This window comes from Denitratisoma oestradiolicum (assembly GCF_902813185.1).
Classification (GTDB): Bacteria; Pseudomonadota; Gammaproteobacteria; order Burkholderiales; family Rhodocyclaceae; genus Denitratisoma; species Denitratisoma oestradiolicum.
The window spans coordinates 2,683,220-2,698,277 of sequence record NZ_LR778301.1 but is presented as its reverse complement, the minus strand read 5'-3'; the positions used below and the strand labels follow the sequence as shown (position 1 = coordinate 2,698,277).

Annotated in this window: 10 protein-coding genes; 7 read left to right on the top strand and 3 right to left on the bottom strand. The window is 64.2% G+C overall.

Features of this window, described 5'->3' with window-relative positions; genetic code table 11:
• Nucleotides 1–106: 106 nt before the first annotated feature.
• Nucleotides 107–4,036 carry an RHS repeat-associated core domain-containing protein gene (locus DENOEST_RS12210; protein WP_183148248.1) on the top strand — a complete coding sequence of 1,310 codons (3,930 nt, stop codon included), beginning with the start codon at nt 107–109 and terminating at the stop codon, nt 4,034–4,036.
• A gap of 629 nt (nt 4,037–4,665) precedes the next feature.
• Here DENOEST_RS12210 and DENOEST_RS12205 read toward each other — a convergent pair.
• Entirely contained in the window at nt 4,666–5,238 is a 573-nt protein-coding gene (locus tag DENOEST_RS12205; RefSeq protein ID WP_145771106.1) for a hypothetical protein, read from the bottom strand.
• A 112-nt stretch (nt 5,239–5,350) separates the two neighbouring features.
• Between DENOEST_RS12205 and DENOEST_RS12200 the strand changes: the two genes are divergently transcribed.
• The 6 genes from DENOEST_RS12200 (at nt 5,351) to DENOEST_RS12175 (ending at nt 13,299) form a co-directional block, all read left to right on the top strand.
• On the top strand, nt 5,351–6,478 hold the full coding sequence (locus tag DENOEST_RS12200; protein WP_145771105.1) for a nitronate monooxygenase: 1,128 nt from the start codon (nt 5,351–5,353) through the stop codon (nt 6,476–6,478).
• Nucleotides 6,479–6,482: 4 nt separating this feature from the next.
• The gene (locus DENOEST_RS12195; RefSeq protein WP_145771104.1) at nt 6,483–7,670 is read left to right on the top strand and encodes a CaiB/BaiF CoA transferase family protein; all 1,188 of its coding nucleotides are present in this window, start codon (nt 6,483–6,485) and stop codon (nt 7,668–7,670) included.
• A gap of 24 nt (nt 7,671–7,694) precedes the next feature.
• Nucleotides 7,695–8,870, top strand: coding sequence for an acyl-CoA dehydrogenase family protein (locus DENOEST_RS12190; protein WP_145771103.1), 1,176 nt, complete (start codon nt 7,695–7,697; stop codon nt 8,868–8,870).
• Nucleotides 8,871–8,887: 17 nt separating this feature from the next.
• Complete coding sequence (locus DENOEST_RS12185) at nt 8,888–10,441, top strand: acetyl-CoA acetyltransferase (RefSeq protein ID WP_145771102.1); 1,554 nt, start codon at nt 8,888–8,890, stop codon at nt 10,439–10,441.
• A 187-nt stretch (nt 10,442–10,628) separates the two neighbouring features.
• On the top strand, nt 10,629–11,645 hold the full coding sequence (locus tag DENOEST_RS12180) for an LLM class F420-dependent oxidoreductase (protein WP_145771101.1): 1,017 nt from the start codon (nt 10,629–10,631) through the stop codon (nt 11,643–11,645).
• A 43-nt stretch (nt 11,646–11,688) separates the two neighbouring features.
• Nucleotides 11,689–13,299 carry an acyl-CoA synthetase gene (locus DENOEST_RS12175; protein ID WP_145771100.1) on the top strand — a complete coding sequence of 537 codons (1,611 nt, stop codon included), beginning with the start codon at nt 11,689–11,691 and terminating at the stop codon, nt 13,297–13,299.
• 207 nt (nt 13,300–13,506) lie between these two features.
• Here DENOEST_RS12175 and DENOEST_RS12170 read toward each other — a convergent pair whose 3' ends face one another.
• A complete protein-coding gene (locus tag DENOEST_RS12170; RefSeq protein WP_145771099.1) occupies nt 13,507–14,001 on the bottom strand; it encodes a nitroreductase family deazaflavin-dependent oxidoreductase in 495 nt (164 codons plus the stop codon).
• A gap of 30 nt (nt 14,002–14,031) precedes the next feature.
• Nucleotides 14,032–14,847, bottom strand: coding sequence for a crotonase/enoyl-CoA hydratase family protein (locus DENOEST_RS12165; RefSeq protein ID WP_197970606.1), 816 nt, complete (start codon nt 14,845–14,847; stop codon nt 14,032–14,034).
• Between the last annotated feature and the right edge of the window lie 211 nt (nt 14,848–15,058).

Below are 15,058 nucleotides of genomic sequence, written 5' to 3'. Positions count from 1 at the left end.
GGTAATCCCCAGCTTCCGAAGCGCTGCCGATGCGCTTCGCCGTATCGTTGGCCTCCTCTGGCGGACAGTCTACCGCCAGACTGCCACCCGCAGCGCCCCCCTGAGCGTGACCGTGCTGGACGCCTCGGCCACGACAGTGAGCGGGCGGGTGCTCCACGCCGAAGACGACCGCCCCTTCGTGGGCGCCCGCCTCCGCCTGGGGGGCCAGGAAACCTACACCGACGAAACCGGCTATTACCGTTTCCTGAATCCCCCGGTCCTGGGGGACCAGGTCATCCTCATCGATGGTCACACCGCCAACACCGTGGCCCTGCGCTACCCCTCCGCCATCGCCATGCCCGTCATGATCCAGGCCGGACGGGACAACCTGGCCTTGACCAGCTACCTCCAGGCCGTGGATGCCGCCAAGGCCGTGACTATCGTGCCCGGCCAGGGCACCAGCGTCATGATGGCCGATCTCCCCAATTACAGCCTCAACATTCCCCAGGGCGCCATTCTTTACGGCTGGGACGGCACCCCCATTACCCAGATCAACGTGCGCACCGTGGCGGTGGACCGGCTACCCATCAAACCCGTGCCCGAAGGCGTCAACGTCAAGACTGTCTACCTCTACTACTTCTTCCGGGAAGGGGGCGCCAACCCCACCCAGCCCATCCCCGTCACCATGGCCAACGACATGGGGGCACTGCCGGGCGAGAAGGCCGACCTCTGGTATTACGACGAATCGACGACCCCGGACCCCAACAGCAACCAGTGGCGCATCATGGGGCAGGGCACCGTCTCCGACGATGGTCTCTCCATCGTCTCCGACCCGGGCGTGGGGATTCCCAAGTTCTGCTGCGGCGCCGGCTTCGCCAGCCCGGCGCCGCCGCCGGAACCGCCGGGGAGCTGCCCGGACCCCGGCCCCAAGACCGAGAACCCCGTGATCTATGGCACCGGTGTCGCCACCGTCATGGAAGACCACAGCCTGGGGTTGAACGGCCTGGTGCCCACCCGGCTGGGGTGCAGCTACAACTCCCGCACCGACCGGATCGGTCCCTTCGGGCGGGGCACCGTGCTCAGCACCGAATGGGAACTGGCTCCCAGCGGCGGCGCCCTGGTGCTGATGAGTCCGGCGGGCCACCGCTGGGTGCTGAGCAAAGGCAGCGACGGCATCTACCGCACCGCCCCCGGTCGCACCGGGGCCGAAGGGGTCGAAGCCACGGCTACCACCGATACCGCCCTGGTGCGTTTCCCCGAGGGCACGCAATACGAGTTTGCCAAATACGCCCGACGCGGCAACTGGGGCCTCAAGCGCCAGACCGATCCCCATGGCAACCAGACCCTCATGGCCCGCAGCGGTGGCAGCACCCCCGGCCTGTTGCAAAGCGTGACGGACCCCAACGGACGGGTGTTCCAGATCACCTACAGCGGCAGCCAGATCAGCCGCATCACCGACCCCCTGGGGCGGACCCTGGACTTCGCCTACGACGGCAATGCTCGACTGAGCCAGGTGACCGATCCCACCGGCAACACCACGCGTTATGAATGGGACGCCGCCAACCGCATCGCCGCCAAGACCAACGCCCGGGGCCTGCGCACCAGCTACACCTACGACGGCAACGGTCGGGCACTTACCGAGACCTTCGCCGACGGCAGCGGCTACCGCTTTGACTATCAAGTGACGGGTGGCCGGGTAATGCAAACCACGGTGACCGATCCCCGGAGCAACCGGGAACTCTGGCGCTTCAATGGCCTGGGGGACTGGACCCGCCGCGAAGATCCCCTGGGGCGCATCAGCACCCGCAGCCTGGACGCGAGCCGCAACCTGGTCCTGGCCCAGACCGACCCCCTGGGCCGCACCACCCGCTATACCTACGACGCCAAGGGAAATCGCACCAGCGTCAAGGATCCCCAGGGCAACGTCACCCTCTATGACTACGACCCCTTCTTCAACAAACCCACCCAGATTACCGACCCCCTGGGCAACGTCACCCAACACGCCTACGACGGCCAGGGCAACCTCATCGCCACCACCACCCCAGAAAACGAGACCACCCGGTTCACCTACACCCCCCAGGGCCAGGTGGAAACCGTCACCGACCCCCTGGGCCGCGTCACCCGGCTCAATTACGACCCCCAGGGCAACCTGATCCGGACCACCGACCCCCTGGGTAACACCACCGACCTGGCCTACGACGCCGCCAACCGCCTCGCCCAAATCACTAGCCCCAGCGGCCTCACCGCCCGGCGGGCCTACGACGTGCTGGACCGCCTTACCGAAACCACCGACCCCAGCGGCAACGTCACCCGAATAACCTACGACCCCCAGGACCGGCTCCTCTCCCTGACCGACCCCCTGGGCCACGCCGTCGAGACCAACACCTGGGACGCCCGGGGAAGATTGGCCCAACGCACCGACGCCCAGGGCCAGCGCAGCGCCTGGACCTATGACGGCAACGGCAACCCGCTCACCGCCACCGACCGCCAGGGCCGTATCACCCGCTATGCCCACGACGCCGCCAACCGCCTGACCGAAGTCACCGACCCGGACGGCCGCAGCACCCGCTACGACTACGACCTTGCGGACAACCTGGCCCGACTCTCCGACAACCGTAGCGGCGACCTGCTCTTCAGCTACGACGAGCAGGACCGCCTGACCCGCATCGCCAGCGACCAGGGCACCGTGGAATACCACTACGACGTGCTGGGACGGCGCACCCAGCGCCTCATCAACGGCGGTGACCCCACCGACACCCAATACGACCGGGCCGGGCGCATCACCCAAATCACCTACCGAGGCAAGACTGTCAGTTACCAATACGACCCAGCGGGCCGGCTCATCAAGAAAACCCTGCCCAACGGAATCACCCAGCAATACGCCTGGGACAACGGCGACCGCCTGACCCAGCTCAGGATCGCCAAAGCTGACGGTAGCCCCATCGAAACCCTGGACTACCAGTACGACCCGGACGGTAAGCGCATCCAGAAGAACAGCGGCGCCACCAGCGTTTCTGAGACCCCCATGGCGGCTACCTACGATGCCGCCAACCGCCTCACCCAACTGACAATCAACCCCGGCCCCAATGCCAAGACCTACACCCTGAGCTACGACCCCCAGGGCAATCTCACCCAGAAGCAGAACAGCAACGATCCCCAGGACAGCACCACCTACACCTGGGATGCGCGGGGAAGGCTGACCCAACTGCAAAGCCCCACCCACCAGGCCAGCTTCCAATATGACCCCCTGGGCCGGCGCATCAGCAAGACCGTGAATGGCAGCACCGTGCAGTATCTCTACGACGGCGCCCAAGCCATCGCCGAGATCAGGAACAACGCCGTGGATGCGACCTATCACACCGGCATCGCCCTGGATGAAGTGCTGGCGCGATATGCGGCCAGCGGCAACAAGACCTTGGTCATGGATGCATTAGGCAGCGTCATCGCTCAGACGGACGAGAGCCAGAGCCCCTCCAACTGGTACGCTTACAGCCCCTACGGAGAAACCCAGAGCATCGGCCCGGACAACGGAAACCCCCTGCAATATACGGGGCGGGAGAATGATGGGACGGGGGTGTATTACTATCGGGCGCGGTATTACGATCCTGTGGGGACGCAGTGGCTGAGTGACGATCCGATTGGCCTTGCCGGCGGCCTCAATCAGAGGGCGTATGTCAGTGGGGATCCGATATCGCTCTCCGATGCGCTAGGATTGGATCCAGCTAACGGCCGTGGATTCTCAACCCATTACGGGAACTGGTGTGGAAGGAACTGGAGTGGCGGCAAGTCAGGGCCAATCATTTCCTCGACTCCAGATGGGCCAGTCGATAGCTTGGATGCTTGCTGTATGGCCCACGACTACTGCTTCGCTGAGGTGGAAGACGAATCGTGCCCGCTGTCTAAACGCAAGAAGAAAGAGGCTCTCGAGCAATGTAACGCAACTCTCGCCAGATGTTCGAGAGCGTTATCCAATAACGGACGTGGTTGGCCGTCTCCCCCAAGCAACACAAATGATGCGTACTTCTATAAACAGAAGCTGCAATCAGTCTTCAAATAGGTGATAGGCAGTAATGGTTAAATCTCACCCGGCTATTGCATTATTCTTGTCTATTGTTCATGCGGCAATCATATTTATTGTCTGGCTATATGACGCGCAAAAGGATGTTTTTTTTATTCCAACCCCGATATGGGCCTTGATGGTTTGGGCGTGGCCGGCATGGCCAACAGTATTTGCTTCGACTAAGAAATACTGGCTATTTGCTGCGTCGTGTCTTGTTGGTGCGGCTCTTGTTTTTCCTGTGGCACCGACAGCCTGGTTCGCTACCTCCGCATACCTCTTTGGATTTGCCCCGTAGAAGAACGTGCAGCGAACTGCCTGCCTGCCCCGTCCAACTGTCCATCAATCGATGTCGTGTGCGATGCACCGTAATTTTCCCGAAACCTGTTGCCCGGACGCCGTGATTCAGTGACGGGCGTGGACGTTTTCCGGGTTTTTCAATGCTTCCTCTCCGCTGAAACCGGCCGGATTTCAGCGAATGCCGATTTCCGCGTGGCCGAAGACCTGCCGGTCCCGGACAGCAGCGGCGATGATCCCGGACACCGGGTGTGGCTACCAGCGCATCCAGTTCCGACTTCAGCGTGAGAAACAAGCCGCTTTGAGCGGCTCACATAATGTAGGGCGCCTGACTAGCGTCTGGTGCCTACCCCGGACGTCACGGATCCATCCCTGCGGTTCAGGGCTTCCTGAAGAATCCGAATGATGCGGGCCGTCTCGTGAAAATCCTGCATCACGTCCAGGCCGGCGTTATAGAAATGCTCGATGGCATGGGGCGTCAGGGTCAGTTTGCGTGGCCCCTCCCGGTAGAGCATCTGCCGCTTTTGCAGTTCCTTCACCTTGCGGCGCACGGTTTCCCGGGGAATGCCAGTGGCTTCGCTGATGGACAGGGCATTACAGGGGGCCACCTGCTCTTCCTGCAAGGCCCGCAGCACATCATTGCGGTTCAGGGCTGATGCCGCAATTTCCTGGATGTTCAGGCTGCGCATGGCCCGCGCCACGTTGTACTGGGCAATTTCGCCGAAGACCAAAAACAGCGTCAGGTCCCCGTCGAACATACGGTAGGCGCGGCGCAATATCTCCTGGGTGAAGCTGCCGGCAAACGTACTCAGGATCATGCGGTCCGTTTCAGTGTTCACTGTCTGGGCGGCGAGATATCCCAGGCTGACGGAGGGGCTGCGGGGATGGGGTGGGGTGCGTGGCATCGTTGAAGTCCCGGGTGAAGGCGTCAAACTACCCATGATGGGTGTTTTGGTCAAATTTTGTGCAGGGGGAACCTTATGATCGGTTCACCTTACATGTACTGGAGTTCGACACATGCGTACCAATGTCTGCGAAATGCTTGGCATCGACGTTCCCATCTTCGCCTTCACTCACTGCCGCGACGTGGTGGTCGAGGTTTCCAGGGCTGGCGGCCTGGGGGTCCTGGGCATGGTTGGTTTCAGCGTCGAGCAGGTGAAGGAGGAACTCGACTGGATCGACGCCCACATCGGTGACAAGCCCTATGGCGTGGACATTGTGATCCCCCAGAAATACGAGGGTATCGGCCAGGCCGATCCCGCGCAACTGGAGCAAAAGCTCAAGGCCATGGTTCCTCAAGGTCACCATGATTTCGCTGCGAAAATTCTCAAGGACCACGGTGTCCCCGAGTGGCCGGATGACAGCGAGATGGGCCTGATCGGCTGGACCGAGGCCACCGCCCGGCCCCAGTTGGAAGAGGCCCTGAAACGGCCTAACGTGCGTCTGGTGGCCAACGCGCTGGGCACGCCGCCCCAGGAAGTGATCGACGAGATCCACGCCTCCGGCCGGCTGGTGGCGGCCCTCTGCGGCAAGATCAAGCAGGGCCTGCAACACAAGGCGGCGGGGGTAGACATCATCATCGCCCAGGGCGCGGAGGGCGGTGGCCATACCGGCGACATCGGCTCCATCGTGCTCTGGCCTCAGATGGTGGATGCCGTGGCGCCCACGCCGGTGTTGGCAGCCGGTGGTGTCGGCAATGGCCGCCAGATGGCGGCGGCCCTGGCCATGGGCTGTGCCGGCGTGTGGACGGGCTCCCTCTGGCTGACCGTCACCGAGGCTCATGCCGAGCCGGCCCAAAAGGAGGAGTTGCTCAAGGCAACCTCTGAAGACACGGTGCGCTCCCGTTCCTGGACCGGAAAGCCGGCGCGCATGGTGCGCAACGACTGGACCGAGGCCTGGGAGGCGCCTGAGAATCCCAAGCCCCTGGGCATGCCCTTGCAGGGCTTGGTGTCGGCTGATGCCATCCGCCGCACCTCCCGTTATGCCGGGGTGGCCGATACCCGTAAGGTGATCTTCAATCCCTGCGGCCAGGTGATCGGCCAGATCAATCAAGTCGAGTCCAGCAAGGAAGTGGTCTTCCGCCTGCTCAACGAGTATGTGGATACCCTGGAACGCCTGAATGGCTTGCTCGACGGCAAGGCGTGATGTGATGACGAAGGAAACAAAACCGCTTTCCGGCATCCGCATCCTGGACTTTTCCCAGTACCTGCCCGGTCCCTTGTGCACCCAGCATCTTGGGGATCTGGGGGCCGACGTCATCAAGATCGAGAACCGCAAGGGCGGTGACCTGTCCCGGCCCACGCCCGACGGCTCCACTTCCCAGATGTTCCTCAAGGTGAACCGCAACAAGCGATCTTTGGCCGTGGATTTGCGTCAGCCCGAGGGCATCGACATTATTCGGCGCCTGGTGAAGGAGGTCGATGTGCTGGTGGAAGGCTTCCGTCCCGGCGTGATGGACAAGCTGGGATTGGGTTACGGGGCGCTCTCCGCCCTCAATCCGCGTCTGGTCTATTGCGCCATCACCGGCTACGGCCAGGACGGCCCCTTCCGCGAGTTCGGCGGCCACGACATCAACTACCAGAGCCTGTCCGGGGTACTGGAGCAAAGCGGTGCCGCCGGTGGGCCGCCGGCACCGGGAGGCTTTCAGATCGCCGACATCGCCGGCGGCTCTCTTACCTCTGCCATGTCCATTCTGGCGGCCCTGGTGGATGCCCAGCGCAGCGGCCAGGGGCGCTTCGTCGATGTTTCCATGACCGATGCGGCCCTGGCCTGCATGGTCATGGGCCTGTCCACCATGGACTCCTTCGGCAATGGCCGCCCCTTGCCACGGGGCGAGGATTACACCAACGGCAGGCTGCCCTGCTACGGTGTCTATGAAACTGCCGACGGCCGTCACGTGGCCCTGGGCGCCCTGGAACCCCAGTTCTGGCAGGCCTTCTGCACGGCAGTGGCGCGGCCCGACCTGATGGCCAAGGGCTGGGCACTGGGCGCCGAGGGAGAAACAGCCAAGGCCGAGATCGCGGCGCTGATCAAGGACCGCAGCCTCCAGGCGTGGTCGGAACTGCTGTTTACCGTCGACGGTTGCGCCACGCCGGTGCTGCGTCTCGATGAAGTGCTGGAACATCCGCTGACCCGGGCCCGGGGCATGGTGCACGAAGGGCTGAGCCCGGAAGGCAAGCCCTACCGCCAGTTCGCCTTCCCCGCGAAGATGAGCGGCTACCAGTTCTCCGTGGACCGTAATCCGCCCGCCTTGGGTGAGCACAACGATGAGCTATTGAAATCCCTCGGTTACGGCGATGAGGAAATCGCCGCACTGCATTCCAGGAATGTGGCCTGACCGGCCCAACGCAAGGAGAAAATCATGGCACTGCATCTGTTCGACAAATGGCGCGCCCAGTCCCCCTACTACAACGAGAGCCACGACGAGTGGGCCATGACGGTCCGCAAGTTCGTGGAAAAAGAGGTCAATCCCTACATCAACCAGTGGGAGGATGACGAGGAGGTGCCCCGGGAACTGAGCGTCAAGGCTGCGGAGGTGGGCATCATCCAGTTGGGCTTCCCCGAGGAATACGGCGGCATCAGCGAGGGGGTGGATGCCTTCCACGGTATCGTCGCCGCCAATGAATTGGCCCAGTCCGGTTCCAGCGGTCTGACCGCCGCCCTGTTCATGCACGGCGTGGCCCTGGTGCCCATCATGAAGTTCGGCAGCGAGGAGATGAAGCGCCGCATCGCCCCGGACGTGCTGGCCGGCCGCAAGCTGATGGCCATCTGCTTGACCGAGCCCTCCGGTGGTTCCGACCTGGCGGCGATCCAGACCCGGGCCGAGAAGCGTGGCAACAAGTGGATCCTCAACGGCTCCAAGACCTTCATCAGCAACGGCATGCGGGCCGACTACTACACGGTCTGCGCCCGCACCGGCGGGCCCGGTCCCGACGGCCTGAGCCTGTTCCTGGTGGAAAAGGGCATGCCCGGTTTCACCCAGACCAAGCTGAAGAAAATGGGCTGGCATTGTTCCGACACGGCCACCCTGTATTTCGACGACGTGGAACTGCCGGCCGAGAATCTGCTCGGCCCCGAGAACATGGGTTTCCTCGCCACGGTGAAGAACCTCAACAACGAACGGGCGGGCCTGGCGGCTGGTGCCTGCGCCTATGCCCGTTGCGCGGTGGAGGAGGCCTACGACTGGGCCTGCCAGCGGGAAACCTTCGGCAAGCCCCTGATCAAGAATCAGGTGATCCGCCACAAGTTCGCCGAGATGATGCGCCAGATTGCTGCCTCCCAGGCCCTGGCCGACCAGATGGTGTGGGCCATGATGCACGACAAGCTGGATTTCGCCATGCTCTCCCTGTCCAAGGTGCAGGCCACCCGCACCCTGGAGAACGTGGCCCGCGAATGCGCCCAGATCCTCGGCGGCGCCTGCTTCATCCGCGGCTGCAAGATCGAGCGCATCTACCGCGATGTGCGGCCCCACGCCATCGGCGGTGGCTCCGAGGAGGTCATGCTCGACTTTGCCGCCCGCCACATGGGCTTCGCCTGAGGCGCGGGAACATCATCATGCATTCCGTTCCCGATTCCACTCCCGTCATCGTCGGTGTTGGCCAGCACTGCCCCAGGACCTTCGATCCTTCGCTTCCCTGCGCCCCGTCCGATCTGGTGGCCGAGGCGGCCAGGAAGGCCCTGGCCGATTCCGGCCAGGGCGAGGCGCTGCGCCAGGCGATCGACACGGTGGTGTTCTTCAAGCTGTTCGCGGACATGGGCTTCGCGCCCTCGCCGCTGGGCCGTTCCACCAAGCCACCCCGCTCGCTTACCTGGCGCTTGGGGATTGATCCACCCCAGGTGATCTATTCCGGCGTCGGCGGCAATCTGCCCCAGAAGATGGTGAACGATTACGCCGAAGCCATCGCCAGGGGCGAAACCAAGACCGTGCTGCTGGCGGGCGGCGAGTCACTGCGCATCACCGCGGAAGCCGTGCGCGCCGGCATCAAGCTCGACTGGAACGAGGATCCCCCCGGCGACATGGTGGATCTGGGCCAGGGCGACGACATGGTCGCCCTGGATTACGAATTTCCCCACGGCGTGGGCTTGCCCACTTGGTCGTACCCCCTGTTCGAGAACGCGATCCGCGGCCAGAAGGGACGCACCGTGGCCCAGCACCAGAAGGTGCTGGGCGAACTGTGGGCGGGTCTGAATAGGATCGCCCTGGCCAACCCCCTGGCTGCCGCGCCCAGCGCCAAGACTGCGGCGGAAATGGCCACGCCCGGCCCCGACAACCGGCTGATCAGCTTTCCCTACACCAAGGTGATGAACGCCAACGACCGGGTGGACGAGGCGGCCGCCGTGATCCTCACTTCCGCCGGCACCGCCCGGGCCCTGGGCATCGATCCCTCGCGCTGGGTCTTCCTGCGGGGCTGCGGCGACGCCAAGGCGCGCATGCGCACCACCGACCATATCGATTTCCACAGCTCGCCGGCCCTGGCCCTGTGCGCGAAAAAAGCCCTGGCCCAGGCCGGGATCGGCATCGATCAGGTGGATTTCTTCGATATCTACAGCTGCTTCCCTGCGGCGGTAGAACTGGGCTGCGACGCCTTGGGGCTGCGGGAGGGCGACCCCCGTCCCCTGACCGTGACCGGCGGCCTGCCCTTCTTCGGCGGGCCGGGCAACGCCTACGTGCTGCATTCCATCGCCGAGACCGTGGAATGGCTGCGCCGGGGCCGCGGCAAGTACGGCCTGGTCACTGGCAACGGCGGCTTCATGTCCAAGCAGTCGGTGGGCATCTACTCTACCGAGCCGGGTACAGGTCCATGGCAGCGGGAAGATCCGGCCGTCTATCAGGCCGAGCTGGATGCGGTGCCTTCGCCCCGCGTGGAGCTGGCCCCCAGCGGCCCGGCGCGCATCGAGACCTACACGGTGATCTGCGAAAAAGGCGTGCCCGCGCGGGGCGTGATCATCGGCCGCCTGCTGGCGGACGATGCCCGCTTTGTCGCCAACACGCCCCAGGACCGCCCCGATATCCTGCAATGGCTGATGGAAGGCGAACCCCTGAACACGGAAGGCAGCGTGGTCAGCGACAAAGGCCGCAACACCTTCGTACCTGCCCGGTTTCTTTAACGGCTATGGTGGCAGGTGCCACTCTTGATAATGAAACCCGTCACCCCGGCGCAGGAACGTCACCCCGGAATGCCTGAATCCGGGGCCGGGGTCCAGATCGGTGGCTGGATTCCGGCTTTCGCCGGAATGACGAGGGGCGGATTGTCAGGTTTCTCGGAATTTTTGCATTTCATGTTAGGGACATAAGATGAAACTTGGACTGCAACTCGGCTACTGGGGCGCCAAGCCCCCCGCCGACGGCAATGTGGGCATCGCCCGCACCGCCGAATCCCTGGGCTTCGATTCGGTATGGACCGCCGAGTCCTGGGGCAACGACGTGTTCACGCCCCTGGCCTGGATTGGCGCCCATACCTCGAAGATCAAGCTGGGCACCGCCATTGCCCAGCTCTCGGCGCGCACACCGACGGCCTGTGCCATGGCGGCCCTGGCCCTGGACCATCTCTCCAGCGGGCGCATGATCCTGGGCCTGGGGGTCTCCGGCCCCCAGGTGGTGGAGGGCTGGTACGGCCAGCCTTTCGAGAAGCCCCTGGCCCGCACCCGCGAGTACGTGGATATCGTGCGCCAAGTGCTGCGCCGGGAGGCGCCGGTGAGCAGCGCCGGGCCCCATTACCCGCTGCCCTACACGGGGCCCGGCGCCACCGGCGTGGGCAAACCCCTGCGCCCCATCGTCCATCCCCTGCGGGCCGACCTGCCCATCTACCTGGGGGCCGAAGGACCGAAGAACGTGAGCCAGACCGCCCGCATCGCCGATGGCTGGCTGCCCGTCTATTACAGCCCCTTCCGCCAGGAGGTCTATGCCGACCAGCTCAAGGAGGCCAGGCCCGGCTTCGAGATCGCGCCCCTGGTTCTGGTGAATATCGATGACGACCTGGAAAAGGCCCTGCTGCCGGCCAAGATGATGCTGGCCTTCTACATCGGCGGCATGGGTTCCCAGGAACACAACTTCCACAAGAACCTGATGTGCCGCATGGGTTTCGAGGCCGAGGCCAACAAGATCCAGGAGTGCTTCCTGGCGGGCCGGCAGGCAGAAGCCATCCAGTACGTGCCCACCCAGTTTGCCGATGAGATCACCCTGTCTGGCCCGAAGGCGCGGATCAAGGAGCGGCTCCAGGCCTGGCGGGAATCCCCGGTGACCACCCTGCTGATCAACGGCCCCCGCATGGACGAGGCCACCCTGCGCACCTTGGCGGAGCTGGTGCTCTGATGGACGGCATGGCATCGATACGAATAACCAAGGAGGAACAGGAATGACCCAGCGCAGTTTCAATCTGGCCGATCTGCTGGAGATCGTCACCGAAGTGAAGCCCGACCAGGAAGCCCTGGTCTGCAACGACGAACGGCGCACCCTCCGCCAGTTGATGGAGCGCTCGGCGGCCCTGGCCCGCTACCTCCACGCCCAGGGCCTCCGCCCCGGCGACAACATCGGCATCCATGCCTACAACTGCATCGAATTCATGGAGGCCAGCATTGCCGCCTTCATGATCCGGGCGGTGCCGGTGAACGTGAATTACCGCTACACGGTGGAAGAAACCCGCTACGTCTACGACAACGCCGAGTTGAAGGCCCTGGTCTATGAAGGCGGCCTGGAAGACATCATCGCGCCGGCCCTGGATGCAGCGCCCGCCTGCAAGATACTGGTGCGGCTGGGCACAGGCAAGGGCCTGCTGCCCCAGGCCGTCGGTTTCGAGGACGCCATGTCCCGCAGCGGGCCGGACATCACCGGCATCCAGCGGGCCGACAGCGACACCCTCCTGCTCTACACCGGCGGCACCACAGGCATGCCCAAGGGCGTGATCTGGACCCACAAGGACGTGTTCTTCGGCGGCTTCGGCGGCGGCGGCAACTTCTGTCCCCAAGGGCCCGTGACGACGCCCGAGGAACTGGCGGAGCGGGTGCGGGAGAACTTCCCCGTCGTGCATATGGCCTGCGGCCCCCTGATGCACGGCGCTGGCTTCTGGGCCACGATGATCGGTCTGCTCTCCGGCCACAAGGTGGTGTTGAACGGCCGGCCCGATTTCAATGCCGAATACGTGCTGGACATGGTGCAGCGGGAGCGGGTGACCATCATCATGGTCGTCGGCGACGCCATGTGCATCCCCCTGGCGGATGCGCTGCAGAAGCATCCCGGCCGCTGGGATCTTTCCTCGATCTTCGTTGTCTCCTCGGCCGGGGCCCTGTTCTCGGACCACGTGCGGGATGCCCTGAAGGCCCACCTGCCCGCCAATGCGATCTTCTCCAACGGCATGGGTTCCTCCGAATCCGGCCAGGTGGGCACCGGCGCCAAGCCCGAGGGCGACGGCCTGATCCGCCTCAAGCCGGATGCCAAAAATGCGGTGGCCATCGATGGCGTACGCTTCGGCAAGGTTGGGGAAACCGGCATCCTGGTGCGCAAGGGCTACCTGCCCCTGGGCTATTACAAGGACCCGAAAAAGACCGCCGAGACCTTCGTGCAGATCGAGGGCCAGCGCTGTGTGCTGATCGGCGACATTGCCCGCCAGGAAGAGGACGGCTCCATCACCATGTTCGGCCGCAACTCCCAGTGCATCAACACCGGCGGCGAGAAAGTGTTCACCGAGGAAGTGGAAGAAGCGGTGCGCAGCTTCGACGGCGTCTTCGACGCCCTGGTGGTCGGGGTGCCTGACAGCCGTTGGGGCCAGAAGGTCGTCGCGGTCGTCGCCCTGCGCCCCGACCGGGCGGAGGACGCCGATGCCCTGAAGGCCCACTGCCGCCAGCGCCTGGCAGGCTACAAGGTGCCCAAGGACATCATCTTCGTCGACGAAGTGCGACGCAACCCGGTGGGCAAGGCCGATTACCGTTGGGCCAAGGCGACGGCGGAGCAGCGCCTGACGGGCGCTTGATGGGGTGAAGCCGCTTCCCGTGTGGGAAGCGGGCTGCTGCGCGAGGGAAGGCCGGAATAGTTTGGGCGGGGCGTGGCTGGCGCATATCAGCGGCGGCTGTCCATCTATGGATCACCGCCGAGAATTCAAACGCTGAACGTCCGCTTTTCTTGGTTGCGATTGGCCACTAAGGGTCGAGCCCCATCGAAGAAATCCGGCAGGCCCGATTCAGCCAACCGGCTCGCAAACAAACACCGGGATGTTGCGGTCGGTGCGGGCCTGGTATTCGTCGAAGGCGGGGTAGAGGGACAGCAGGTGGGGCCAGAGCTCGCGCTTCTCGTCGTCGCTGACCTGGCGTGTGCGGTAGCGGCGGCGCTCGGCGCCGAAATGGATCTCCACTTCCGGATGGGCCTTGACGTTGTAGTACCAGGTGGGGTGGGTGTCGGCGCCGCCCTGGGAGGCCACCATCAGTTTCTTGTCGCCCAGGGGCAGGTGGATCAGGGCGATGCTGCGCGGCTTGCCTGACTTGGCGCCGGTGGTGGTGACCAGGCAGATCGGAAAGCCGCCTGGGAAGGTATTCATCCAGCGGCCTTTGCTGAGGCGATAGACCCAGACATTGATGCGGGTGAAGGTCTTGATGAACAGCCGGGTCAGGCCCTTGGCGTTTTCCGGATAGGGCTTCAGGTCTTCGCGGCGGGTCTTGACGTAGTCGTAGCGGATCATGGCTTTGCTCTCTCGTGGTCGGGACGTGCCTTATTTGCCGATGTATTTCGGCGGGCGCTTTTCCTTGAAGGCCAGCATGCCTTCCTTCGCGTCCTGGGTGGAGAAGATCGGCCATCCCAGGGCTTCCTCTTTCCGCAGCGCCTCGGCTTCGGGCAGGTCCTGCTGGTGTTCGCGCAAGGACTTGAGGATCGCCTGGACCGACAGCGGGGCGTTCTCGCAGAGTTCCTCGGCGATCTTCAGCGCCGCCGCCAGGGCCTGGCCCTTGGGCACGACGCGGTTGATCAACCCCCATTGCAGGGCCTCCTGGGCGCTGACATGGCGGCCCAACAGCAGCATTTCCGCGGCCAAGGCATAGGGGATCTGACGGCGCAGGCGGATGGTGGAGCCCCCCAGGGGGAACAGGCCCCGCTTGCACTCGGTGATGCCGAACACCGCATCCTCCGCCGCCACCCGGAGGTCGGTGCCCTGGAGAATCTCGGTGCCGCCGGCCAGGGCATAACCTTCGACAGCCAGGATTACCGGTTTCTTCGGCTGGTTGTGGCGCAGCAGGGCCTGCCAGTGCAGGTCGGGGACTGACTTCATCAGCGTCTGGATCTCGCCGGCGTCGCCGCCGCCGGGGCCGGACTTCAGATCCATGCCGGCGCAGAAGGTGTCGCCCTTGCCGGTGAGGATGGCGCAATAGAGCTCGGGATCCTCGTCCAGCCGCCGCCAGGCCCGGTACATGCCGACGAGCATGGCGCTGGAGAGAGCATTCTTGGCCTCGGGCCGGTTGAGGGTGACCACCATGATGGGGCCTTGCTTCTCGATGGTGCAGTTGGGGGTGCTGATGTCGAGTGCCTCGAACACGAATGTCTCCTCGGTCAATTGCAATAGGCTAAGTCTTGCGCGGATGCGCAGTGTGTCATGTCCGACACGGGCCGCGACGCTCTGGTTGGGGGTGAGTTCCCCATTCCGGGTAATAAATATCGGTGACGCCGATGCGGCGGAGAGTCCTGCTGCCTGAAATGGGTTGTCCAGGGGGTGGGGTATTATTGCCGCATACCGTACACGTGTTAGG

Excerpts from the sequence above, each read along its gene's own strand:
- DENOEST_RS12200 (WP_145771105.1), top strand. The coding sequence starts at position 5,351 with ATGCGTACCAATGTCTGCGAAATGCTTGGCATCGACGTTCCCATCTTC.
- DENOEST_RS12205 (WP_145771106.1), bottom strand. The coding sequence starts at position 5,238 with ATGCCACGCACCCCACCCCATCCCCGCAGCCCCTCCGTCAGCCTGGGA.
- DENOEST_RS12175 (WP_145771100.1), top strand. The coding sequence starts at position 11,689 with ATGACCCAGCGCAGTTTCAATCTGGCCGATCTGCTGGAGATCGTCACC.
- DENOEST_RS12170 (WP_145771099.1), bottom strand. The coding sequence starts at position 14,001 with ATGATCCGCTACGACTACGTCAAGACCCGCCGCGAAGACCTGAAGCCC.
- DENOEST_RS12180 (WP_145771101.1), top strand. The coding sequence starts at position 10,629 with ATGAAACTTGGACTGCAACTCGGCTACTGGGGCGCCAAGCCCCCCGCC.
- DENOEST_RS12190 (WP_145771103.1), top strand. The coding sequence starts at position 7,695 with ATGGCACTGCATCTGTTCGACAAATGGCGCGCCCAGTCCCCCTACTAC.
- DENOEST_RS12185 (WP_145771102.1), top strand. The coding sequence starts at position 8,888 with ATGCATTCCGTTCCCGATTCCACTCCCGTCATCGTCGGTGTTGGCCAG.
- DENOEST_RS12195 (WP_145771104.1), top strand. The coding sequence starts at position 6,483 with ATGACGAAGGAAACAAAACCGCTTTCCGGCATCCGCATCCTGGACTTT.